This window comes from Bradyrhizobium sp. AZCC 1610, assembly GCF_036924515.1.
Classification (GTDB): Bacteria; Pseudomonadota; Alphaproteobacteria; order Rhizobiales; family Xanthobacteraceae; genus Bradyrhizobium.
In genome coordinates, this window is sequence record NZ_JAZHRR010000001.1 from 1,344,880 (window position 1) to 1,367,061 (window position 22,182).

Below are 22,182 nucleotides of genomic sequence, written 5' to 3' on the forward strand. Positions count from 1 at the left end.
AGTCCGGAGCGAAGCGCCACCGATTCATTTCGCGGCATCATTAGCCTAGCAGGCTCGCAAACAAACGCTCGGACGACATATGTTGCAGAAAGTTGAATTTGAGGACGATTTCCAGCCGCTGCAAGAGGACCGTAGTCACCTATTGCAGCTCTCTTTCTATTGGGAACTGGTAAAGCGGCGCTGGGCCTATTTCGCGCTGCCGTTCGTCACGATCCTGGCTGCGGGCGCCGCGGCAGCTTTGCTGTGGCCGCCTACCTATCTCTCGGAAGGACGGATCCTCGTTCAATCGCAGCAGATCCCATCCGAACTGGTCCGGCCTACGGTCACCAGTGCTGCGCAGGAGCGTATTCAGGTCATTCAGCAGCGGACGATGACGCGAGATAATCTCATCGCGATCGCCGACAAATTTAAACTGTTCCCGGACAAGCGCACGCTGATGTCGCCGACCGAGCTCGTCGCGGCGGTCAAGAAGAACACGAAAATCGCGCCGGTCGACGTTCACCTGGACTTCAAGCAGCGGACGCGCGCCGCGATGGAAAATCCCACGATCGTTTTTTCGGTCGGATTCGAATACGGCAATGGTGCGGTGGCTGCGCAGGTTGCCAACGAGTTGATGACGCGGATCCTGAACGAGGATCTTCGGGATCGGACCAGCCGCGCCACGGACACGACGAAATTCCTGGCACGAGAGGTGCAAAGGCTTCAGGTTGAGAACTCGGCGCTCGATGCCAAGATTGCTCAGTTACGGCTCACGCAGGGCAAACCGGCATCGTCCGGCGGCTCCGATCAGCCGACGACAACCCTTACGCAACTCAAGTCAGAACTGATCCAGAAGGGTGCGCTGTACTCAGAGCGGCACCCTGTGATCCAGTCCCTGAAGAAGCAGATCGAAGCCCTGGAAAAGGTGGCCGCCGTGCCGGCGCCCACCAACGACGCGGCGGCGGCTGCCAGTATCGAGGCGATGGTTGCCCAGCAGGAGAGTCTGCAAAAGAACCTCGATGCCGCCTCAGCAAAATTGGCGGCCGCACGGCTCGGTGAAAACCTTGAAAAGGACCAGCAGTCCGAGAAGCTCGAAATCATCGAGCAGCCCACGGTTCCGCAAGAGCCGGTCAAGCCCAATCGGCTGAAAGTCCTTGCGCTGGCCTTCGCGGCCGCGCTGTTTGGCGGAGCAGGACTGACGTTCCTCATGGAGATCCTGGACAAGGGAATCCGAAGGAGTAATGACCTCCTGTCCGTGGTCGATGGTCGGTTGATCGTTTCAATTCCCTACATCAAGACAGCAGCCGAATTGCGCGCGGGGCGGAGACGGATGCTTGCTCTTCTGGGAGCGTTGGTGCTGGTTGTGATCGGGCTGTTGATAGTTGCCTATCTGTTTCTTCCACCGCTTGACCTGATGATTGCCAAGGCCAGGGTCGGGCTGTTTCGATAATTCGCGGAGTCACGCAGTGGATTCAATAAAGCAGGCTGTTGAACTCGCGCGAGCTGCGGAGGCGGTGCACCGTCCGGCGGCGTTGGGCGGATCTTCCCTCGCTGCTGAAGGGTCCCTGCAGCGCTCTGCCGAGTCGCCGTTCAGGGAAGTGCGCCTTAGCGCCGATCATCTCGAAGCCCATCGAATAGTGGCCTATGGCACTTCCAGCCAGCACGGCCGCTACTACGACATGTTGCGCACGCAGGTGCTGCAGGAGATGGACAAGAAGAGCTGGCAGTTTCTGGCTGTGACTTCGCCGACCGCCGGGTGCGGAAAAACGGTAACGGCCTGCAATCTTGCGCTGAGTATTTCCCGGCTGCCGGAGCGGTCGGTACTGCTGGTCGATCTTGATTTGCGCCGGCCAGCGGTTGGAAATTATCTAGGCATCAGCGGCAATGGTGGCGTTCTCAACGTGCTCGAAGGACGCACGCCACTTTCGTCAGCGGTTGTACAGGCAAGCATCGGTCCGAATAGCATGCTGGTGCTGCCCGGATCGGTCTCGTCGAACTCTTCGGAATGGATGGCCTCGCAGACGATGGGGGCGCTGCTCCAGACCATCAAGCGAGACTTCCGGTCGCGGATCGTCATCTTCGATCTTCCGCCGATGCTGCTTGGCGATGATGTGATTTCTATTCTACCCAGAATAGATGCGGCGCTGCTCGTTGCGGGGATTGGGAGTACGACGGTTTCTGACATCAAGGAATGCCAGCGGCATTTGCAACGAACACCTGTTCTCCGTGTCGTTGTGAACAAGTCGACCGAGACGGCTGGTTCGTACTACGGCTACTATTGATTTCAAATCCAACCGTGATTCCGAAACGGCGTGAGGTTCGATTGCGGGTCTTCCGGAAGGCTATTGTCGTCCTTCGCTGAGGAACGCCTGATAGGCGAGCCTGATGCCCTCCTCGAACGAGGTGCTGGCGCGCCAGCCAAGTTTGGCCAGCCAGCTGACATCGAGCAGCTTGCGCGGCGTGCCGTTCGGGCGCGAGGTGTCGAAGCCGATCTCGCCGGTGTAGCCGACGGCCGCCGCGACCACGCGGGCGAATTCGGCGATCGTGATGTCCTCCCCGGTGCCGATATTGACCAGCCCATCGCCAGAATAGGTCTTCATCAAGTGGATGCAGGCGTCCGCGAGATCGTCGACATAGAGGAATTCGCGCCGCGGCGTGCCGGTGCCCCAGACCACGACCTCCCTGGCGCCGGACATCTTTGCCTCGTGGAAGCGGCGGATCAGGGCGGCCACGACGTGGCTGTATTCGGGATGATAATTGTCACCGCGGCCATAAAGATTGGTCGGCATCACGTTGATGAAGTCGGCGCCATACTGGCTGCGATAGGCCTCCACCATCTTGATGCCGGCGATCTTGGCGATCGCATAGGGCTCGTTGGTCGGCTCCAGCGGCCCCGTCAGCATGGCATCCTCGCGCAACGGCTGCGGCGCCAGCTTCGGATAGATGCAGGACGAGCCTAAGAACATTAGCTTCTCGGCGCCGTTGACATGCGCCGCATGGATCACATTCGCCGCAATCACCAGATTGTCGTAGAGGAATTCGGCGCGCAGCGTGTTGTTGGCGACGATGCCGCCGACCTTGGCGGCGGCGAGAAACACCACCTGCGGGCACTTGGCGGCAAACCATTTGTTGACCGCGGCCTGATCGCGCAGATCGGCCTCGCTGCGGCTCGCCGTCAGCAGTTCGACATCTTCCGCCGCCAGCCTGCGCACCAGCGCCGACCCAACCATGCCGCGATGCCCGGCGACGTAGACCGTCTTGCCTTTCAGCTCAAACGGAAGGCTTGCCATTGGCGACCTCCCGCCGGGCGTCAGCGAGATCGCTAGCGACCATTTCCTTGACCAGCTGGGCGAACGACGTCCTGGGCTGCCAGCCGAGCTTCTCGCGCGCCTTGCTGGCATCGCCGACCAGAAGATCGACTTCGGTCGGCCGGAAATAGACCGGATCGATCCTGACCAGGGTCTTGCCGGAGTTGGCGTCGACGCCGGTCTCGTCGACACCCTTGCCGCGCCATTCAATGCGGCGGCCGACTTCGGCGAACGCGAGTTCGACGAACTCGCGCACCGACCGGGTCTCGCCGGTCGCCAGCACGAAATCGTCGGGCGCGTCCGCCTGCAGAATCCTGTGCATGCCCTCGACGTAATCCCGGGCATGGCCCCAGTCGCGCTTGGCCCCGAGGTTGCCGAGATAGAGCACCTCATCGATGCCGGTTTCGATGCGGGCGACACTGCGCGTGATCTTGCGGGTCACAAAGGTCTCGCCGCGGATCGGGCTCTCATGGTTGAACAGGATGCCGTTCGAGGCATAGATGCCGTAGGCCTCGCGGTAGTTCACCGTGATCCAGTAGCCGTACAGCTTGGCGACGCCGTAAGGCGAGCGCGGGTAGAACGGCGTGGATTCCCTCTGCGGCACCTCTTGCACGAGGCCGTAGAGCTCCGAGGTCGAGGCCTGATAGAACCGCGTCTCCTTCTCCATGCCGAGGATGCGGATCGCTTCGAGCAGCCGCAGCACGCCGATGGCGTCGGCATTGGCGGTGTATTCCGGGCTTTCGAAGCTGACGCCGACATGGCTCTGGGCGGCGAGGTTGTAGATCTCGGTCGGCCTGATCTGCTGCATCAGCCGGATCAAATTGGTCGAGTCGGTCATGTCGCCATAGTGCAGCAGGAACGGCACATTGCGGGAATGCGGATCCTGGTACAGGTGATCGATGCGCGCGGTGTTGAACGAGGACGACCGTCGCTTGATGCCGTGGATCTCATAGCCGAGGCCAAGCAGATATTCGGCCAGATAGGCGCCGTCCTGGCCAGTGACGCCGGTGATCAGCGCCACGCGCCGCTGTGAATGTTCATTCGTCATGCCAGCTCCAATGTTTTCTTTCCGCGCGCCAAGGTGCCAAACTTATTGAACGCCGACGCTGTGATTTGTCTCAATGTGCGGGCGATCGATCGGCAGAGCCAAGGGGGCCGACTAGAGCTGCAAATGGGCGGGCAAGAAGGCCGCAATTTCTGAGGCCGGTACAAAGTATTTGGCGATATCACGCGTTTCAGTCTTTCTGGTATCAGGTCGATAATATGGTTGCGATATTTTCCGGCTCATTATGCCGAGCAGGCATTTGCGTTTGACATCGAACACCCCTGACCCGGAATTGCCGGTGCGAGCCACGTCGGATATGACCGTACTGAATCGGCTGCGGGTTCCGATCGGCAGCCGATCGGGCGCGAGGATGTGGGAGCGCACGGCCGATCCCGGCACAATGGTCACAACCTCTTGTCCCGGCCTGGGCGGTTCAGTGCAAATCGAGTTTCGCCGAAGTCGCAAGCGCGACGGAAGAAGCTCTTCTTCGACCGATAGCAACGTGAGATCCGTTCCCTCGAAACTGCCTTCCTTGACGACACGGGTCGGATATTCCGAGCCGGCAATCGCGATCTTGGGCCGCGTCAGCCAAGTCCGGCCTGCAACATGCGCCGCCGTGATGAACAGGCCTTTTCCGAGATAGATGCCGGATCCCGGTCCCCAGCTCTGCATCGGCGTCTGGTGAATGTGCACAGCGTACGGCAGCAGCGTATCGTCGGCACCTTGCGCGCATGCTGGCTGCCACAGGATCGCCAGAAGAAGTGCGCCCTGGAGAAACGGTGCGCACAGCAACTTCGCGGTGGGTCGATCGAACGCCAAAATTACCTGCCAGGTGCACGGTCGTTTGTTAATGGCGATCTTCAGCTCGCGCCGGTAAAGAATTTGATTTCCTGAGGCGGAATGGCAGAAAGCAGATCGCGGATAAATTGGTCCTGCAGCTTGAATGATACATCCTTCGGCAGACCGATGGTGGAGACCCTGATCAGGGCGCCATCGGGAATGATCCCACGCAGGCCATACTTCAATCGGCTGAGCTGATGATCGACGACGCCGTTGGCGATGTCATTGCCGATCCGCAGCCAGTAGGTGACCGGCTCGAAGCGCGACTCCCTTGCCGCAATCAACCGGGTCATCTTGATGGGTTGCGCGCCGTTGCGATAGTTGATCGCGGCGTCCGCCTTTTCCGAGATCCGGAAGCCATTGGCCGTATAGCAAATCTCCGGGCGGTGGGACTTCAGCCGATAGTTCTGCACCGGACCATATGCGACCATCAGCATGACGATGTTGCCATGCCCGTCGGTATAGCCTCGACCAACTTCCTGGCTGTAGATCTTTCCCGCAAGCGGATCCGGCTGAACATATGCGTCCGGATCCGCCGGGCGGACCGGGCTGATTTCCGGAACGAGCGTCCAGGTTCCAAACTGACGGGGAATGACGGTTTCAAGGCTGGGGGAGGCCGATGTACGGGCCATCAGTTGGCGGGGCGCCAGCACGGTCGCAAGCACGGCGCAGCCCACGATTGCAATACATGCCAATATGATCTGAATTCGAGGGTATTTCATTGAGGCCCACGCACAATCTTCGAGAGTTAATTGGATCAGCCGTTTCGAACGAGGATATACTCCAACCGGCCAATTTGCAGTCAAAAGAAAGAGATAATCGGCCCGCTTAACGAAATTAACATAAATAACGGAAACCGCAGTGAAAAAGCGTTATTGGCTCGACCCGGGGCAGCGGGCTGTTTAGTCATACCAAGATTAGGGCACGGCCAGCCTGTTGTATATGCTTCTCGGCCTATTTGGATGCACGGAGTTCCTGGATGAAGGGTATGTCCATCAAGATCGCTCGGCTTGCCGTTTTGCTTGCCTGTAGTGCGGTCGCCTTGGCCGGCTGCGGCAAGAAAAGCGATCAGCCCGCGGCCTCCAAAGGACAGGTCGTTGCGCGTGTCGGTGAGGAAGTCGTAACCGTCCAGGATCTCGAGAATGAGTTCCGCTGGGCGAACGTAACTCCGGACAAGCAGAAGGAGCCCGAGATCGTCAAGCGCGTCCTGGGTGAACTGGTCGTGCGCAAATATTTGCTCCGCCAGGCCATGGCGGCGAAGCTCGATCGCGAGCCGGGCGTGCTGCTGGACCTGCTGAGATCGCGCGAGCAGATCCTCGAGAATGCGTATCTGCAGCGAACAGCGGCAGCCAAGGCGCCGGGCAAGCTAGATGTCGACAGGTACATCGCCAACAACCCGGCGAAATTCGCCGGCAGAAAATTGCTCAGCGTTGAACAGATCGCATTTCCGATCGGGCCGACCACCCAGTCCTTCGTCGAAGCGAACAAGGGTGCCAAATCGCTCGACGAAATCGACCAGAAGCTTACCGCAGCCGGAATCCCCCACGGCCGGCAAATGGGCGCGCTGAACAGCGGCGATCTCCCACCGGAGTTTTACGGTTTGATCGAGGCCAAGAAGGCGGATGACGTGTTCTTCGTTCGCGCCGGACAGAACGGGATGTTCTTCAAGGTCAAGGGCGAGGAGCCGCGCCCGCTCGAAGGAGAGCCAGCGGCCAATCTGGCGCGGCAATTGATGCGCGCGGATGCGGTCAAGGCCGAACTGGGGATTGCGGCCTATTCGGCGAACCTCGAAGCGAAATATGAAGGTGAATACGCAAAGATCATGCAGCCGGGAGATGGAAAGAAGAACTGAGCGCAGAACTTAATCGCGCCGCCGTAAAAATGTTCCTCAGGGCGATATCGACGTGAAATGACAACGTTTTTTGATGTGTTGACCGTTACCTGTTTCGTGGCGCTGGTGATCGCGTTTTTCCAGTTCACTGAGCGCGACAATCGAACGTTGCTGCACTTCATGCTGGCCGGCATCGTATTCGCCGTCGCCAACCAGGTCGGAAATGCGGGGGCGTTCTACCTTGCGCTGATCCTGATCCTTGCTGGCGCTGGTTACGCGGTCTTGATAGTGCGGAGATAGGCGGCTTGCTGCTTTTAATGCTATCAGTAAACTAGGTTTTGGAACCTGTTGGTATTGGAATGACATTTACGCAAGTAATTCCATCGGCGAGGGCGGGTTTTCTTGGCCCTTTTTTGTGGCCGGCGCTGCTTGGCGTCTCTGTGATCGCTGCCTATGCCCAGACCGTCCTCAGTTTGATTGACGGGCCTTGGCAGACCGAGCAGGAGGGTCATGGCCCGCTCATCATTGTGGCTTCGCTCTGGCTGACCTGGCAATCGCGCGAGAAATTGAGGGCCGTGGAAATTTCTCCGGCTCCTGTCACGGGCTGGCTTGCTCTCCTCGCCGGCCTGGTCCTGCTCTATCTGGCCCGAATCCAACAGGGTCTGGTTACCTTCGAAACCTTTTCCTTGATCCCCGTCATCGTCGGCTGTGTCCTGATTTCGGCAGGATGGCCGGCATTGCGGGTACTCGCATTTCCGATCGGCTTCCTGATCTTCGCAGTGCCAATGCCCGACTGGCTCGTCGATGCCGCCACGGTTCCGCTCAAGGTCTTTATTTCGAACGTCGTCACCAACGTGCTCTATGCGACGGGTTTTCCGGTTGCCCAGAACGGCGTCATGATCATGATCGGAACCTATCAGCTCCTGGTAAAGGACGCCTGTTCCGGAATGAATTCGATTTTTGCATTGTCCGCGATCGGCGTTTTTTATGCCTATGCGTTTCGCTGGCAGGAGAAAATTCGCAGCCTGCTCCTCCTCGCGGCGATTATACCCATTACCATCATTGCAAATTTCTGTCGCGTTTTCGCGTTGGTCCTGATCGCTTATTATCTGGGGCCTGACATGCTCGAGGGAATTCTGCACGATCTCACCGGCATCGGCCTTTTCGTCGTCGCAGTTATTCTGCTGTTCCTGTTCGATGCCTTTCTGGGCCTTTGTTTTGCGCTGGTGCGCCGTGTCCGCAGCCGCGCCGCGCCGGCGACGCCCGCCTAGCTTCGCGAACATCTTCGCTGCGTCTCATGAAATCGCCCGTTGAGGCGCCTTGCGCTTGCATGCGCATTCTGCGAGGTGGCTCGTTCGCGGCGAGCTTGCTAAGCTCGTTCCACTTCAAGACCGGTTCTTGACGAAGGTTGCCGTGAGCCGAACGTACGCCATACCCGACCTTCATGGCCGGTTGGACCTGCTGGATCGCGCCATTGACGCGATCGCCCGGCATGCGGAGGGGGTGGCTTCCACGATCATAACTCTGGGCGACTACGTCGATCGTGGGCCGCAGAGCAGACAGGTCATCGAGCGTCTCATGAGCTGGCGACCGGATGAATCGAAGGTCGTCAATCTGAAGGGCAACCACGAAGCCATGATGTGTGCGGTCTGTGAGAATAGGGCCGAACTCGACTGGTGGATCAAGAATGGGGGAGGCGAGACGCTGGCATCGTATGACCAAAGCCCGGCGCTTCCCGATTTGCGAGCGATCCCGGCCGACCATCTGGACTGGATCGTCAATCTTCCGCTGGTGCATGTCGATCGGCACAGAATATTCGTCCATGCGGCGGTCGATCCGAAAATTCCGCTTGAGCAGCAGAACGAGGAAACGTTGCTTTGGAAGCGTTATCCGAGCGGTGTCGATGTCGGCCATGGGCATCGCTACGTCGTACACGGCCACCATGCTGATACGCGCGCGCCCATTGCGGGCAAGCACAAGACCAATCTGGATGGGCTGGCCTGGAAAACGGGACGGTTGGTCATCGGGGTATTTGAAGACGGCCGGCCCGGTGGTGCCTCCGAGTACCTGGAAGTCTTCGGCCGTGAAATGTGAAGTCTAGCGCCTCGGCGGTGCGGCAACGGCTCCATTCTCCGAGGCCAAAGTTCCTTTTTAGGCAATCACCTGTCGCCCGTAGAGTTGACGGCGAATTGGTGCCGCGTCGTTTCACTCAAAAGCTTTGCCAGCATTGAAGTTCACGAAGAGGGCCCGGCTGCCTACGGAGAAGGCGCAGCACACCGCTCTAAAAGCAGCGGCGTCCCTGGCGGTCATGGAGCACATAATCCGTTCCGGGCGAGGGATAGTAAAGTTGCCCACACGAGCCGGAATTGACCGGATAGCCCAAAATGTCGAGCTTTCTGTCCAGTGCGTTTGGCGAGGCGGTCTGGTCGCTGCTTCCGCGCCCATAATACTGTCCGCTGTATTGTCCGCTAAATTGCCCGCCATACTGGCCGCCGTACTGTCCGCCATATCGGCCGCTATACTGCATGTTGACCTGACTGACGGCCGGCTGCATCGAGCCGATCACTGTCACAGCCGCCAGCAGGGAAAGCAGTATCCTCATCTCACTTCCTGGAAGCATGAGGCATGGCGCGACCGGGGTCGCCGACAATTATCGGCCCAACTGCCCGGACTAGGCTTCGATCAGTTCGGCCAGCTTAGCCGCTTCCTTGTCCACATCATGGCGTTGCAGGACCCGCTGACGGGCACTTTCTCCCATTCGCGTGATCGCTTCCGGCGCCGTGCCGAGACATTGCTCCATTGCCGCGGCCAAACTCTCGAGATCGCCGGCAGGAATCAGCCAGCCGTGCTCGCCATGCTGAATCAGTTCGGGGATGCCGGCGACGAACGTTGTGATGACCGGTCTGCGCAACGCCATGGCTTCCATGATGACGACCGGCAGGCCTTCGGCGAAGCTCGGCAACACCAGCGCCCGGGCTGCGAGAATTTCGGAACGAACCTCGTCGCTACTGATCCAGCCTGTTATCCGCACGATACCCGTCAGCCTGTACTTTGCGACGAGCGCCTCGATCTCGCCGCGCATTTCACCATCGCCGGCAAGCACCAATTCGAACTTTGCCCCGCGCTCCGCCAGCAGCCGCGCCGCCTCGATCAGAAGCAACTGCCCCTTCTGTTCACACAGGCGGCCCACGCAAACCAATCGCCGTTCGCCGCCCGCCGCCGTGGTGGCATTGGTTTGATAGAAGGCTGGTTCAAGCCCGCAATGCACCACCTTTATCTTGGGCCAATAGGAGTGGGGGACATTGCGAAAGAGCTGGCTCCGTCCGAATGAACTGACCGCGACGACAAAACGAGCCCGCCGGATTTTCTCAGGCAACGCGATGAACTTCGGCTTGTCGAATTCTTCGGGGCCGTGGGCGGTAAAGCTCCACGGTGGCCCTCCCAGTTCGTGGACCAGCATCGCGACTTCGGCGGAATTGGTTCCGAAATGAACGTGCAGGTGCTGCGCCTTGTCGCTGCGCAGCCACAGCGCCACCTGGCACGCCTCGAACAGATAAATCAGATGAACGGGGAGGGGGCGCTCCGCCCGCAGACCGACCTTGAACGTTAGGACGATCGCGCGAAACAGGCCGGCGGGGTTGGTTGCCACAATGCGCAGGAATGAAACCAGTAGCGGCACCGCGCCGCCGCGCAGGACGTAACGTGTGCGGGCCTGCTCCAACTGATCTTCGGCGCCGCGCTGCGCATCGGCCCAGCCCCGGACCGAAATTCGCAGGATCTCGTGGCCCAGGCGTTCGAGCGCCAGGATTTCGCGCCGAATGAAACTGTGGCTGATCGCCGGATAATGGTTAACCAGATAGGCGATCTTCATAAAGGGTGCTCTGCCTGACTTATCCGAAAGTAGGCCCGATAAAATACGGGCCCGCGTCCTATTTATCTATTTGGGAAATATAGTAGTAATCGAGAGGGAAACAGGATATTTATACCTGACTTCCATACTCACTTTTTTTGCAAAAGCGTTAAGTCAAACGTTTCGAGATCGGTATTTATGAAATGTTGATCTTGGCCGCACTGGCTGGGTTGCTCAGCGTTCCCGTCGCTGTCCTGCTGGTCGAAGTCCTTGCAGCTCTCAAGGCGCCAAAGCTGGAGCCTTTCGAGGCCAAAGAATTAAATATCGAGAAGCGTGTTGCAGTAATTGTCCCTGCGCACAATGAAAGCTTGGGACTTACTCCAACGCTGCAAGATATCAAGGCGCAGCTTGGCGCTGGAGACCGCCTTATCGTCATTGCCGATAACTGCACCGACGACACCGCGGCGGTTGCGGCCGCATCGGGTGCCGAGGTCATTGTCCGCAACGACCCCGACAGAATTGGCAAGGGATTCGCGATGGGGTGGGGCATAACCCATCTTAGCCAGGACCCGCCCGATTTTGTTCTCTTTGTCGATGCCGATTGCCGGCTCCAGGCCGACTTGATCGAAGGGCTCAAGCGAACCTGTCAGCAGGTTCAGCGGCCGGTACAAGCGCTGTTCATGATGCGAAGCGCTGAAAATTCGCCCATTAATCACAGCTTCGCGGAGTTCGCCTGGATTCTCAGGAACTGGATTCGTCCTCTTGGACTAAGAAACCTTCATGGCCCCGTTCAACTGATGGGGACAGGAATGATGTTTCCGTGGAATGCGATCAGCTCCGTCCCACTGGCTAGCGGGCACCTCGTGGAGGATTTGAAGCTGGGGCTCGATCTGGCGGAAATAGGCAAAGCTCCGTACTTCTTTCCGTTCGTGAGCGTTACCAGCACGTTCCCCACAAGCGCCAAGGGGACCGAGAGTCAGCGTCAGCGCTGGGTACAGGGTCATCTCGCCACAATCGGGAAATTCGTCCCGCGACTTCTCGCTGTCGGGTTAATGCGCGGCGACATAAAGGTCCTTGCGCTGGCGCTCGATCTTCTGGTGCCGCCGCTCTCTCTCCTGGCGCTATTAATCGTCGGGACGATGGTCCTGACTTCGTCCGTTGCACTGCTTGGAGGGCCGTGGCTGCCCACCTTGATCGCAGGCGGCAATCTCGTTGGATTTTTCCTATGTGTTGCTCTGGCTTGGTTTAAATTTGGACGTCAGGTTTTTCCTGCGCATGAGGCATTATCGTTTGGCACTTTTGCATTGAAAAAAATTCAGTTCTACGGCCGGATGTTGATAGGCGGCACCGCGTCCCAATGGATACGGACCGACCGATCAACCCCAAATTAACAACAGGCTCGCGGATTTTTTCCGCGACTTCCCCCAAACGGGTCACGCAAGCGTTATCGAACTCCAATAAAAACGCGCCGACAAAGATTAGTCTGATGTTCTGGTCGCATCACCCGAGTTTGACTGGCACATCGTTTGCTTGAGTTTCTCAGGCAGGAGCAGGGGGTACCCATGAATGCGCGCAACCGCACGACCGTGGATGTTCTGCCGAAATCAAAGAAGCCGAAGAAGGCGTTGAAAAAGCCCACGGCTGTCAGCATTACGGAGCGGTACCTGGAATTACGACGCCTTCGCGAGCGCTTGTCCGAGGCGGAAGCTTTGCAAAGTTCACAATGAAAAAGTTCGGTCAGGGGTTGGCTCCGCCGCTTTATCTGGCGGCGATCGGGATCGCCATGGTCGGCTGGCTGTGGGCGATATTTGCCGGCGTGGGATGGCTTTTGGGGGCTTAGCTGGCGCGCCCGGATGTCCGCCATCGGCGTGGGTGCACCGTCCAGCCTGACCATATTCAGTCCCTTGCACGGTGGTCCCGCGCAAGGCGGGTTCCAAGGCCGCTTCCCCGGCTACGGGCGCTATTTGTCACCCAGTTGGAAAAAGGTATGGCCAAGCGGGGTAGCCGGCTTGCGAATCGCTGCGCGGTCGGGTTCCCATCCAGATAGTGTCGGAGCGACGAGCGTCCTGGGGTAGGTTGCGTCGCCGTTTTTCTTCGGGCTTGTGACCGCCGGGATGGGCTGCCGGGTGGCATGAGAGGATGGGACCTATGCCGGATAGGCTGACGAGCGCGCTGCTTGCGGCGCTGAATGAATCGACCGAGATCAAGGAGAGCGATTGGCTTCAGCTCGAAAGAGCACTGCGCGGCCAATCGGACGGGGTTGATAGCGGGCCCGACGCCGACCCGGAAACAGGCCCGGAAAACAGGTTCGCCGCCACGGTATGCTCGGGGATGGCCAAGGTCCGAGCAAATTTCTGAGCGTTCGGCCACGATTTGGAAAAGCCGCCGAGACGGCTTTTTGTTGTACAGATAACCGTCGGCTTCTGGTGTAGAGAGCCATGTGGAAAGCGTTCGTCGTCTCGGCCGCCTTGATGTTGAGTTCGGCGGCGTATGCAGAGAGCGGTCGCATTAGGCGGCCGCCGCCATCTGCCGCTGAGGCCGAGCGGATTGCCTCGGAAATGGCCATGAACGACAGCCTGCTTCAGAAGGGGGACATTGTCGTCACCGACCGGGGCTTTTTCGTTTTTCGCGGGCCGGCACCCGACGGCGTGACCAACGAGTTCACAAGGGTGCCCAATCCCGGCAAACTAGGCCGGTAATCTCCGCCCAGGCACCGCCCGACGTTCAGCGGCAACCTATTTGGCGGCGGCACCTTTGACACGCTATTAAAAGTAGTTTAATTTCAGTTAAGTTAAAGGAAAGTAGTTTTAATTATTGCGAGGGAGGGCATTATGAACTCGAAATTCGTGCTCGCGGCAACGGTTCTTTTGATGGCGGCGGCAGCACCGCAGAGCGGTTACGCAGCCGTCGTACTCCAAGACAATTTCAACTCGTCCGGCCCGGGTGATACTCTCAACTGGGCGGGGGACGCGGTCTTCAAACCAACATCGCCCCCCGGCTCGGTCGATCTCATCGGCGTCGGCGGTTCGTATGATTTTTTCCCAGGTCACGGAAGTTATCTTGATCTCGACGGAACGACAGGCAATGGGAATGACCCTGCTGGTCAGATTACCTCGGTATTGTCCTTTGGGCCTGGTACCTACACCGTCTCGTTTTTGTTGGGCGGAAATCACAGAAATGCACCGGCTCAGGAGACAGTGGTAAGTCTTGGAGATTTCTCACAAGCAATTACGCTCACGTCGGGTGATCCGCTCACGCCTTATTCCTTTACGTTCACAACCGCTATTGGTGGAGCGTTGCAGTTTACGGAAACCGGGCCTTCGAATCAGCAGGGCAATATTTTGGACGATGTCGTTTTGACGGCCGTTCCGGAGCCGTCCACGTGGGCCATGATGATTCTCGGTTTCCTGGGCGTGGGATTCGTCGCTTATCGACGGAAATCAGCGGCAGCATTACGTCTCGCCTGAGCCCATAAATCCCAGCACATAATTGAAAGCCGCCGTGAGGCGGCTTTTTCTTTGGTGTGCCGAGTACGAGCGACAGCTTGGAGGTGGAAGTCCTCTGTCCAGCCTGATGACGGCGAAGGACTAGCGAAGCGCAAGGGTGTCACCGCGAGGTGGGGTCTGAAGAAAGCGTGGAGCAAAGCCGCGGCCCGATGGACAAACACCGGATAACGAGGCCTACCCGGCCGGACGAGCGAGCCAATGAGGTGGCGATCGCAACCGCAAAGGCGGCAAGAGGCCGATGCCGGACAAGGAGCGCCAGCTGGCCGAGAAGGAGACCAAGGTCTCGCGGACCGATCCAGATGCCGGCTACATGGCGCGCGAGGGCAAGCCGATGGGCTTCTTCTATCTCGATCACCGTACGGTGAATGGCAGGCTTTGCATCATCACCGATACCTACGCCATTCCCGCCAACTTGCATGACTCGATCGTCTATCTCGGCAGGCTCGACCGCCAACGACAGCGCTTCGGCTTCGATGTTGGCACAGTCGGGCTGGATGCCAGCTATGCCTGTTTCTGTGTCGCGCGTCCTCCGCCAGCCATAGCCACCCCGGGCATCGCGCGGGGGAAGAGAGATAGAGGATTGACATTGAAAATGGGGTAGACAAGCTCACCATCGCAAAGAGCTATTTCATTCAGTCATTTCTTCAGTTGAGTAGCCTACAATGAAATGCCCAATCATATCGGTGTTGTGGCTGTTTTCCCTGTTGTGCTTTCCGGCATGGGCGCAGCAGCCGGTCCCACCAGGTAGTCGCTGGCTTGATCATCTCAATAAGGAGTTGCTCCCGTTCTGGACGAATGAAGCTGCATTCGGGAAAACACCAGGCGCCTTTCCCTCGATAAGATGTGATGATGGGACCCTCTACAATGAGCGGAAACCTTGTCCTGAGATCGGGGCTAATAGATCGCCACAAGAACGGTACTTGGTGGCCCTCTCTCGTCAATCTTTTGGCTATGGCGTAGCTTTTCATCTTACCGGTAATCGCGCGTATCTCGATTCAATGAAGACCGGGATAGATTTTATCCGTCAAAACGCCATGGACCGTACACATGGAGGCATGGCGCCGACGCAGAATCTTTCCAAAGATACATGGGGACCAGCACCAGGCCTTCGAACACCGCAACAGCTCGCCTATGGCCTCCTCGGGATGTCATTCTATTATTACTTGACGCGCGACCCTGACGTGCTTGTCGATATCCTCGCGGTGAAGAATTACATCTTCGAAAAATACTCCGTTCCCTCAGGCGCCCTTCAATGCGCAGCTGGTCTTTCGAGCGGGGAGTATCCGCGAAGACATGCAATTGGTTGCGCAGCTGGACCAAATGAACACGTACTTGGTCTTGCTTGCTCCAATCCTCCCCGACGAGGTTCAGCGCGAGTGGAAAGCAAGCCTAGTCCAGCTTGCAAAAGTCATGATCGATCAGTTCTATTCACCCGGCGAAAAGTTGTTTTTTCGATCGGCCAATCGACCGATTGATAAGGATCTAACGACGACGCCTACGGACTTTGGACACAGCGCAAAGGCGCTCTGGATGATCCGATGGACGGGGTTGTTGACGGGGCGCAAGGATCTGGTGGATTTCGCGCAAGACAATGCCCGATCCTTACTTGCCCGCGCTTATATTGCCGACTGTGGCTGCTGGGCTAACGGAGTGCTGCCGGGAGGGAATGTCGACATTAGCAAGTCATGGTGGATATACGCCGAACTCAATCAACTGGCGGGGACATTGGCGATAACTGATCCCAACTTTCGGCAATACCTGCCTAGCGCGTATGAATATTGGTTCAGTCGATTTGTAGATGCCGAGCATGGCGAAGTGTGGAATGGCGTTGACGGCAGGACGCATCTACCGGTGCGAAAGCAGCCAAAGCAGTGGGAATGGAAAAACGCTTATCATTCGTTCGAGCACGCATTGGTCGGTTATATCGTAGGGCAATCCTTAAACGACAAAGCGGTGACGCTTTATTACGCCTTTTCAACTGACGCTTCGGCGAAGTCAGCACAACCTTATTACTATTCAGGCAAGCTAACAGGCGTTGAGGCGGAGACGAATAGCCAAGGTCAACGGACACAAAAAGTGACGTTCGCAAAAATCCGGTAATGAAAACGACAAAGACCGCTTGAAGGCGATTATTCGTGATCCTTGATCTGATCAGGCGGCGAGCACTGCGATCTTGCGTCGCTGATATGCAGTGAAGCCAACCCCAGCGAAACCCAGGATCATCATAGCCCATGTCGAGGGTTCGGGCACCGCACTGGTATCGCCTTTTGGGATGCGTATGAGAGCCGCCTCTGGGCGGCTTGCCTCGCGCTGCTGCACGGGTTGCAAAAATTCAGGTTGTCTTTGGCGGACAGGGCCCTGGTTAAGCGGTCGTGGATCGTCGCAGTCGCGAAGGAAAATGCTTTGAGGATTGAACGAGACCGTCAGCCCCGTGGCGTTTTGCCTGGCGATAGTTGCTTTCGCGGCGATCCCTGTCTTTCTTCGGCGATTGAAAGGCAGGGCATTTCCACGAAAGAGCGAGTTGCGTGCTGCCGTCGTTGCCGGATTTCCCCAAGCTTGCCCAAGAAGGCCCGCGAGCAACGAAGGATTCCAAACACCGAACATTTGCCGGGACCCGATCAGCCTTTATGTCTGGCCGTCCATAGCGAATCATTTAAATTCTCCGTAAGAAGAATTTAATTGTCCATCCCTTGACGCTTGTCGACCTTTAAAGCTAACTGGTTGTTAATACTGCTTGGGCTTGCAATTGGAGCACTAGATGTCGTTCAGGAAGTTAGGGCTCACTGCTATCGCGCTGGCTGGTCTCGTTGGCTTTTCGGTAGCCGGTCATGCCGCAGTTATCGTCGATGGCAATTTTGCCGGCGCATCCGGCACATTTCAGACGATTGGTACCGGCAACACCTTCGGTGCGAATAATGCGTGGACCGTTACTTCAGGCAGCGTGGATTGGATTGGCAATTACTGGACGCCTCCGACCCCCGGTGGCGGATCGGTAGACCTTGACGGTAATAGCGTCGGCGCCATTAGCCAGACGCTGTTTGGTTTGGCGGCTGGAACTTACAAGGTGACGTTTGCACTTTCCGGAAACCCGGACGGCGCTCCGCCCGAGAAGAGCCTTGAAGTTAGCGTTACCGGTTCGGCTGCTCAGGACTATGCGTATCCTGTGGTCGGCAATAAGTTGAATATGAGTTACGCGCTCGAGTCGTACATATTCACCTGGGCCGGCGGGGATGCCACGCTTAACTTTGCGAGCCTCAATACGCCTTCGAACAATCCTTATGGCCCGGTGATTGGCGACGTTTCCATAACGGCCATTCCCGAACCATCGACTTGGGCGATGATGATCCTTGGATTCCTCGGTGTTGGTTTTGTCGCCTACCGCCGTAAATCGGAAGCGGCCCTGCGGGTTGCTTGATCGCGCAACTGACCACGCAAGTTGAAAAAAGCCGCCCTTGAGGCGGCTTTTTTGTTATACGGATGCCGCCCGCTCCCGTGTCAGAAAGCCATGTGGAAAGCCTTCATTGTCTTGCTCGCTTTGCTTCTGAGCGCAGCGGCGTATGCGCAGGAGCGCGGCCGAATCAAACGACCGCCGCCCTCGTTGGCTGAGGTCGAGCGAATCGCTTCGGAAATGGCCATGAATGATAGCCTGCTTCAGAAAGGCGATATCGTGGTCACCGATCGCGGCTTCTTCATTTTTCGGGGGGGGCCGATGGCTATACATTCGAGTTTTCGCCGGTGCCGAATCCTGTCGCTGCAAGCAGGGGTGGTCGATAAGTAGGCAAGCGGGCGGCGGCAACAGTGGAGCCATGGCAGCCATACGCGCCAGAACGATCGGATCCATCAAACGAGGAGCCCCCGCAAAACGAACCCATTTGTTTTTCTGCAAAACGCGAATCAGAACGTCTCGATCTGGTGATCCCGGCCAAAGCGGGATATTCATTTCAAATAATCAAATAACGCCTTCTTGATTAATTGTCCGGTCCGGAGCTTGCGCCGGACGGCTAAAAAAGCATATTTTCCAATAGATTAAGAACAGCCTTGTGGATTCGCAGAATTAACTTTAAATCCTACAGTTAAGTGCTGCGGCACCGCCACAGATTGCATTAAGCAGTTGCTAACGATAGAACAGGTTCCGGATAGCGAGCGGTTCTCGCCTGAGGTTTTTGATAATGTTGTCTTTTCGGTCAAGCTTGCTGGTTGCGCTATCGAGCGCCTTCCTTGGTTCAACGGCGGCGTTCGCCGGTCTGGTTGGTGTGACCAGTTACGAGATGAACAACGGCAATGGGCTGACCCAAAACGGCAACTACGACTATTTCGATTCGACCTATTCTGTTCCAGCCAATGCGAATACCAATGGCTCTTCATTGGTCGTGCCATCAAATGGGACTGCCAAGGAAGCCTGGCTGACAGGCGGAACCGGCAAACTGACCGACAAAACCATTCCAACCCAGAATTACTCGTTCGTGCCCCAAGACTACGTCGGCTGGAAATATCAAGATCCCACGATCATTTTTAACCTTGAGGCAGGCAAGAGCGTTAGTGCAATTACATTGTACGTAGCGAGTTCGTACGCTGGTTCGCTTGGCTTCGGAGGCCTTGTCGGTCAGCCAGCGTCAGTGGACGTGTCGGTCACCACACCTGGCAACACGAATTTCACGCCGAGCTATACGACAACCTTTACGGACTATCTGGGCGACAAGTACAACGGAACCGAAGTTGTCACGCTTACTTTTGCCTCGCCCATCCTTTCCAGTGATACCTTCAGCTTGACCCTGAACAGGGGGCCTTTGCTGCTGGATGGCATCAACTACTACAACAATCATGTCGTCGGATACGGTTGCGACAGCCCGGACCCCAACAGCTGCTTCATCGATAGCATCAACGACTTCAAGAACAGTGCATACGATCCAGACAAACAGCCCTGGATACTGTTGAGCGAGGTGCAGTTCACCGCCGCTGTGCCCGAGCCGTCCACCTGGATCATGATGATCATCGGATTCGCAGGGTTGGGTTTTGGCATGTATCGCCGTAACGCCAGCCGCGTCCTCGCGGTGGCGTGATCTGAGTTTCGCGAGCAAATAAAGCTATGTTGTGAAAGCCACCGCAAAGTGGCTTTTGTTTTAGGTGGCAAGCTGCGCTTGATCGATCTGAATCCAGACGTTTGACCAGCCACACCGCCCTGCGCGAGGGTGAAGCACAACCGCGACTGTGAATCATGATTGGTACCAGCGGCACCAGATAGCGGGAGCCAGGTCCAGCGGCATCGAATCAATAATTTATCGACGTCTGAGCGAAGATGCCCTGGGCCCGCTGATCGCCGGCGAGGCGCCAGCGATATTGCAGCGTCAATTCCCAGTAGGAAGGCGGCGCCATGTATTTTGTCTCGCCGAACCAGTAGCGCAACGAACCACCTGCGCCGACCGAGTAGGCAGAACGGTTTGCGAATGAATCGTCGTAGTTTGCAGCCAGCACGGCGTGCGGGAAGAATACCAGTTTGCTGCTGATGGGATCGAGCCGGAAGCTTCGTCCGAAGCGGCCTTCCATGATCGCCACTAGCTGTCGCTTCTCGAGGAAGCGATCCACTTCCGCGTAGACGTACCAGGTCGGCCAGCTCGCATCCACAACACGCAGATCTGTGCCGACCGTGTAGGAGTAGAGCGCGCGCAACAGCGTGTCATCGCGTGCCGCATCGCCAAGCGCAATAAGCCTGTCGACTTCAAAGACCAGGTTGGCATTCGAGAACGGTTTCCAGCGGGCGCCCACCATGCCCTGTGTCGTGCGTCCGCCCGTTGGGCCGCCGGACTGGTCATAAAGGGTTTCGAAAAGGCGACCGAACAGCTCGAATATCGCGCCGTTCCTGTATCCGAAACCTTCCGGGCGATAATAGAACTCGGTTCCCAATTGCGATGTGTAACTGCTGGGTGCCGTTGTTATCAGGAACAGATTGGGCGCCGAACCGACTTTGCCGTATGAAACGGAAGTATTGATGCCCCACACGCGAGCCAGATCGGAAACCGTCCGCCGCGTCTCGAACAGCTTTTGATCGTCAATATCGATCCGTCCGTCTGCCTTGGCATCGATTCCTTCCATCAGATACGCGATCGCTTTTGGATTTTCGAAGCGACGCATGGCGGTATATCCCGCATCGATCGTGGCCCGAGCCGGCAATTGTCCATGGGCATGCGCGCGATCGAAACGCGCCAGCGCGATCTCATCATTGCCGACGGCGGCGGCGAGGTAGCCAACGTCAGCGTCCCGGATGGAAGTCAATTTGCCATGGGCTATCGCCTGATCGAACAGGGCGCGGGCTTCTGGTTTGCGGTCTAGCTCGACCAAGGTGTTGATCTGCGCCCGCAACGCGCCGTCTCTCTGGACAGCCGTGGTTGCCAGCCGTTCGGCTGTCCTGAACTCAGGAAGCGATTCTTCCTTTCGTCCAAGCGCCTGCAGCGCATAGGCCTTGCGGATCGCCGTGTCATAGCTGACGGCCAATTTCTGCAACGCGCGCAATGCCCGCAAGGGCTCGTTGGAAGTCAAGGCGGCATCGGCGAGCGAAAGCCTGATGTTGCGGGCTTGACCAGAAGGAAGGCCTTGCCTCAGGGCGGTTTCCCAGTCCGACATTGCACCATTGAAATTCTTGAGCTTGCTCCTCGCATATCCGCGCTGCGCGTAGATTTCAGCGTTCGCATGCCCCGCATTGATTGCCTTGGTAGCCTCTGTCTCGGCCTCCCCGGGGCGGCCGGCAGACATCAGGATGTTGACAAGCAGAAGCCGGCTCGCAACGGCATCGGGCTCAATCTGCACGGCTTTGCGCGCCTCAGCGACGGCTAATTTGTAGTTCTTATCTCGTTCGGCCCGATAGGCGCGTTCTTTCGCCTCATAGAGTTCTGCTGCAGCTTTCTCTTCAGCAGATGCAACGGGAGTCAGAATACTCGAAACCAGAGGTGCCTCGAGCTCGCAGCGAACGCCACTGGCATTGGCTAAACAGTTCTGTATCGGCGCTGGCACGCTACGGCCGTTGCTCTGCAGCACCCCGATGCGCTGGCGTGCGCCTTCGGCGTCGGTCAGTCGGGTGATAACCTTGGGATCGGTTCGCGAATAGCTGCCTAACAAGTCTATCGCGGCGTTGAAGTCCCCCGATGCAAGAGCTGCATCCGCGGCGATCAGGCGGATATTCTTTTGTTGTGGCTCGGTCAGGCCCGGCGTCGCGAGAGCAGCGCTAAAGTCAGAAACGGCGTCGGTGCGCTTTCCCAGACGCTGGTTGATATACCCACGCCATACCAGGGGGACATAGTCTGCCCGATCGAGCGCAATAGCTTCCGTGGCGGTCGCCAATGCGCCGGGCAAATCATTGTCCGCGATCTGGGCGCTCAGCAACAACAGGCGGTAGGACATCGAGTCCGGGGCATATTCGACCGCGCTGCGCGCCGCCCGCACTGCCGCCTTGGCATCGCCCTTTTCAAGCGCCTTGTAGCCTTCACTGGCCGGCCGCTGGGCGAGGCGCTGCCGAATATTGGCTTGCCGCCCTTCGAGATCCTGGTTGCCGGCAAGCGCCGCCGATGCGGTCTTTGTTGCTTGCTCGGCCTGGGTCAGGTCACCCGCGGCGACCAGCGAATCGATCAGGAGAAGGTGCAGGCGCAGGAGATCGGGACGGAGCGCCACAGCCTCTGCGGCGCTTGTTGCGGAAGCCTTGTAGTCGCCCTGGCCGAACGCCTTGTAAGCGGTTTCTGCCGCCGTGTAGGCGTCCCCCTCCAGCGGAGGGCCGTTATCAGCGACCTGAGCACTGGCACCGGCGCACAGAACCACGGCGAGCAAAAGCGCCCCCA

Annotated in this window: 21 protein-coding genes and 3 pseudogenes; 16 read left to right on the top strand and 8 right to left on the bottom strand. The window is 57.8% G+C overall.

The features are described from left to right. The first annotated feature begins 79 nt into the window (after positions 1 to 79). Positions 80 to 1,429: a sugar transporter gene (locus V1279_RS06655; protein WP_334433654.1), complete on the top strand. Its 1,350-nt coding sequence runs from the start codon at positions 80 to 82 to the stop codon at positions 1,427 to 1,429. A gap of 16 nt (positions 1,430 to 1,445) precedes the next feature. Continuing rightward, positions 1,446 to 2,261 carry a CpsD/CapB family tyrosine-protein kinase gene (locus V1279_RS06660; RefSeq protein WP_334433655.1) on the top strand — a complete coding sequence of 272 codons (816 nt, stop codon included), beginning with the start codon at positions 1,446 to 1,448 and terminating at the stop codon, positions 2,259 to 2,261. Between the two features lie 60 nt (positions 2,262 to 2,321). Here the strand turns inward: V1279_RS06660 and fcl are convergent, their stop codons facing one another. The 4 genes from fcl to epsI all read right to left on the bottom strand — a co-directional run bounded on the left by fcl (position 2,322) and on the right by epsI (position 5,894). Then, positions 2,322 to 3,269, bottom strand: coding sequence for a GDP-L-fucose synthase (gene fcl, locus V1279_RS06665; protein ID WP_334433656.1), 948 nt, complete (start codon positions 3,267 to 3,269; stop codon positions 2,322 to 2,324). After that, on the bottom strand, positions 3,250 to 4,335 hold the full coding sequence (gmd, locus tag V1279_RS06670; RefSeq protein WP_334433657.1) for a GDP-mannose 4,6-dehydratase: 1,086 nt from the start codon (positions 4,333 to 4,335) through the stop codon (positions 3,250 to 3,252). The genes fcl and gmd overlap by 20 nt, the downstream gene beginning before the upstream one ends. Positions 4,336 to 4,446: 111 nt before the next feature. After that, positions 4,447 to 5,151 (bottom strand): S1 family peptidase, encoded by a 705-nt coding sequence (locus tag V1279_RS06675; protein ID WP_334433658.1) that lies wholly within the window; start codon positions 5,149 to 5,151, stop codon positions 4,447 to 4,449. A 41-nt stretch (positions 5,152 to 5,192) separates the two neighbouring features. Beyond that, positions 5,193 to 5,894: an exosortase-associated protein EpsI, V-type gene (epsI, locus tag V1279_RS06680; RefSeq protein ID WP_334446240.1), complete on the bottom strand. Its 702-nt coding sequence runs from the start codon at positions 5,892 to 5,894 to the stop codon at positions 5,193 to 5,195. Between the two features lie 257 nt (positions 5,895 to 6,151). Here epsI and V1279_RS06685 point away from each other — a divergent pair, with 257 nt between their 5' ends. The 4 genes from V1279_RS06685 to V1279_RS06700 all read left to right on the top strand — a co-directional run bounded on the left by V1279_RS06685 (position 6,152) and on the right by V1279_RS06700 (position 9,097). Then, positions 6,152 to 7,024 carry a hypothetical protein gene (locus tag V1279_RS06685; protein WP_334433659.1) on the top strand — a complete coding sequence of 291 codons (873 nt, stop codon included), beginning with the start codon at positions 6,152 to 6,154 and terminating at the stop codon, positions 7,022 to 7,024. Positions 7,025 to 7,081: 57 nt separating this feature from the next. After that, a complete protein-coding gene (locus tag V1279_RS06690; protein WP_334433660.1) occupies positions 7,082 to 7,303 on the top strand; it encodes an XrtV sorting system accessory protein in 222 nt (73 codons plus the stop codon). 38 nt (positions 7,304 to 7,341) lie between these two features. After that, entirely contained in the window at positions 7,342 to 8,274 is a 933-nt protein-coding gene (gene xrtV / locus V1279_RS06695) for an exosortase V (protein ID WP_334433662.1), read from the top strand. Between the two features lie 127 nt (positions 8,275 to 8,401). Next, entirely contained in the window at positions 8,402 to 9,097 is a 696-nt protein-coding gene (locus V1279_RS06700; protein WP_334433664.1) for a metallophosphoesterase family protein, read from the top strand. A gap of 187 nt (positions 9,098 to 9,284) precedes the next feature. Here the strand turns inward: V1279_RS06700 and V1279_RS06705 are convergent, their stop codons facing one another. Then, positions 9,285 to 9,605 carry a hypothetical protein gene (locus V1279_RS06705; RefSeq protein WP_334433666.1) on the bottom strand — a complete coding sequence of 107 codons (321 nt, stop codon included), beginning with the start codon at positions 9,603 to 9,605 and terminating at the stop codon, positions 9,285 to 9,287. A gap of 69 nt (positions 9,606 to 9,674) precedes the next feature. Then, positions 9,675 to 10,874 carry a glycosyltransferase gene (locus V1279_RS06710; RefSeq protein WP_334433668.1) on the bottom strand — a complete coding sequence of 400 codons (1,200 nt, stop codon included), beginning with the start codon at positions 10,872 to 10,874 and terminating at the stop codon, positions 9,675 to 9,677. Between the two features lie 191 nt (positions 10,875 to 11,065). On the opposite strand from V1279_RS06710, the gene V1279_RS06715 reads away from it, so the two are divergent. The 7 genes and pseudogenes from V1279_RS06715 (at position 11,066) to V1279_RS06745 (ending at position 16,459) form a co-directional block, all read left to right on the top strand. After that, positions 11,066 to 12,244: a glycosyltransferase family 2 protein gene (locus V1279_RS06715; RefSeq protein ID WP_334433670.1), complete on the top strand. Its 1,179-nt coding sequence runs from the start codon at positions 11,066 to 11,068 to the stop codon at positions 12,242 to 12,244. Positions 12,245 to 12,415: 171 nt separating this feature from the next. Beyond that, positions 12,416 to 12,580: a hypothetical protein gene (locus tag V1279_RS06720; protein ID WP_334433671.1), complete on the top strand. Its 165-nt coding sequence runs from the start codon at positions 12,416 to 12,418 to the stop codon at positions 12,578 to 12,580. Positions 12,581 to 13,001: 421 nt separating this feature from the next. Beyond that, entirely contained in the window at positions 13,002 to 13,211 is a 210-nt protein-coding gene (locus tag V1279_RS06725) for a hypothetical protein (RefSeq protein ID WP_334433673.1), read from the top strand. An 80-nt stretch (positions 13,212 to 13,291) separates the two neighbouring features. Beyond that, positions 13,292 to 13,552, top strand: a complete 261-nt coding sequence (locus V1279_RS06730; protein WP_334433675.1) for a hypothetical protein — start codon at positions 13,292 to 13,294, stop codon at positions 13,550 to 13,552. Between the two features lie 666 nt (positions 13,553 to 14,218). Beyond that, a pseudogene (locus V1279_RS37765) lies at positions 14,219 to 14,320 on the top strand (PEPxxWA-CTERM sorting domain-containing protein); the annotation flags it as partial. A 265-nt stretch (positions 14,321 to 14,585) separates the two neighbouring features. After that, positions 14,586 to 14,936: pseudogene (locus V1279_RS06740) on the top strand (IS5/IS1182 family transposase); the annotation flags it as partial. A gap of 716 nt (positions 14,937 to 15,652) precedes the next feature. Then, the gene (locus V1279_RS06745; RefSeq protein ID WP_334433677.1) at positions 15,653 to 16,459 is read left to right on the top strand and encodes a hypothetical protein; all 807 of its coding nucleotides are present in this window, start codon (positions 15,653 to 15,655) and stop codon (positions 16,457 to 16,459) included. A gap of 51 nt (positions 16,460 to 16,510) precedes the next feature. Here the strand turns inward: V1279_RS06745 and V1279_RS37770 are convergent. Then, positions 16,511 to 16,609 (bottom strand): annotated as a pseudogene (locus tag V1279_RS37770) (PEPxxWA-CTERM sorting domain-containing protein); the annotation flags it as partial. 508 nt (positions 16,610 to 17,117) lie between these two features. Here V1279_RS37770 and V1279_RS06755 point away from each other — a divergent pair. The 3 genes from V1279_RS06755 (at position 17,118) to V1279_RS06765 (ending at position 19,419) form a co-directional block, all read left to right on the top strand. Then, positions 17,118 to 17,774, top strand: a complete 657-nt coding sequence (locus tag V1279_RS06755) for a DUF642 domain-containing protein (protein WP_334433679.1) — start codon at positions 17,118 to 17,120, stop codon at positions 17,772 to 17,774. A 90-nt stretch (positions 17,775 to 17,864) separates the two neighbouring features. Then, positions 17,865 to 18,137: a hypothetical protein gene (locus tag V1279_RS06760; protein WP_334433680.1), complete on the top strand. Its 273-nt coding sequence runs from the start codon at positions 17,865 to 17,867 to the stop codon at positions 18,135 to 18,137. A 391-nt stretch (positions 18,138 to 18,528) separates the two neighbouring features. Further along, positions 18,529 to 19,419, top strand: a complete 891-nt coding sequence (locus V1279_RS06765) for a PEP-CTERM sorting domain-containing protein (protein ID WP_334433682.1) — start codon at positions 18,529 to 18,531, stop codon at positions 19,417 to 19,419. A 208-nt stretch (positions 19,420 to 19,627) separates the two neighbouring features. On the opposite strand, the gene V1279_RS06770 is transcribed toward V1279_RS06765, so the two are convergent. Continuing rightward, positions 19,628 to 22,162: an NfrA family protein gene (locus V1279_RS06770; RefSeq protein ID WP_334446241.1), complete on the bottom strand. Its 2,535-nt coding sequence runs from the start codon at positions 22,160 to 22,162 to the stop codon at positions 19,628 to 19,630. Positions 22,163 to 22,182 lie beyond the last annotated feature (20 nt).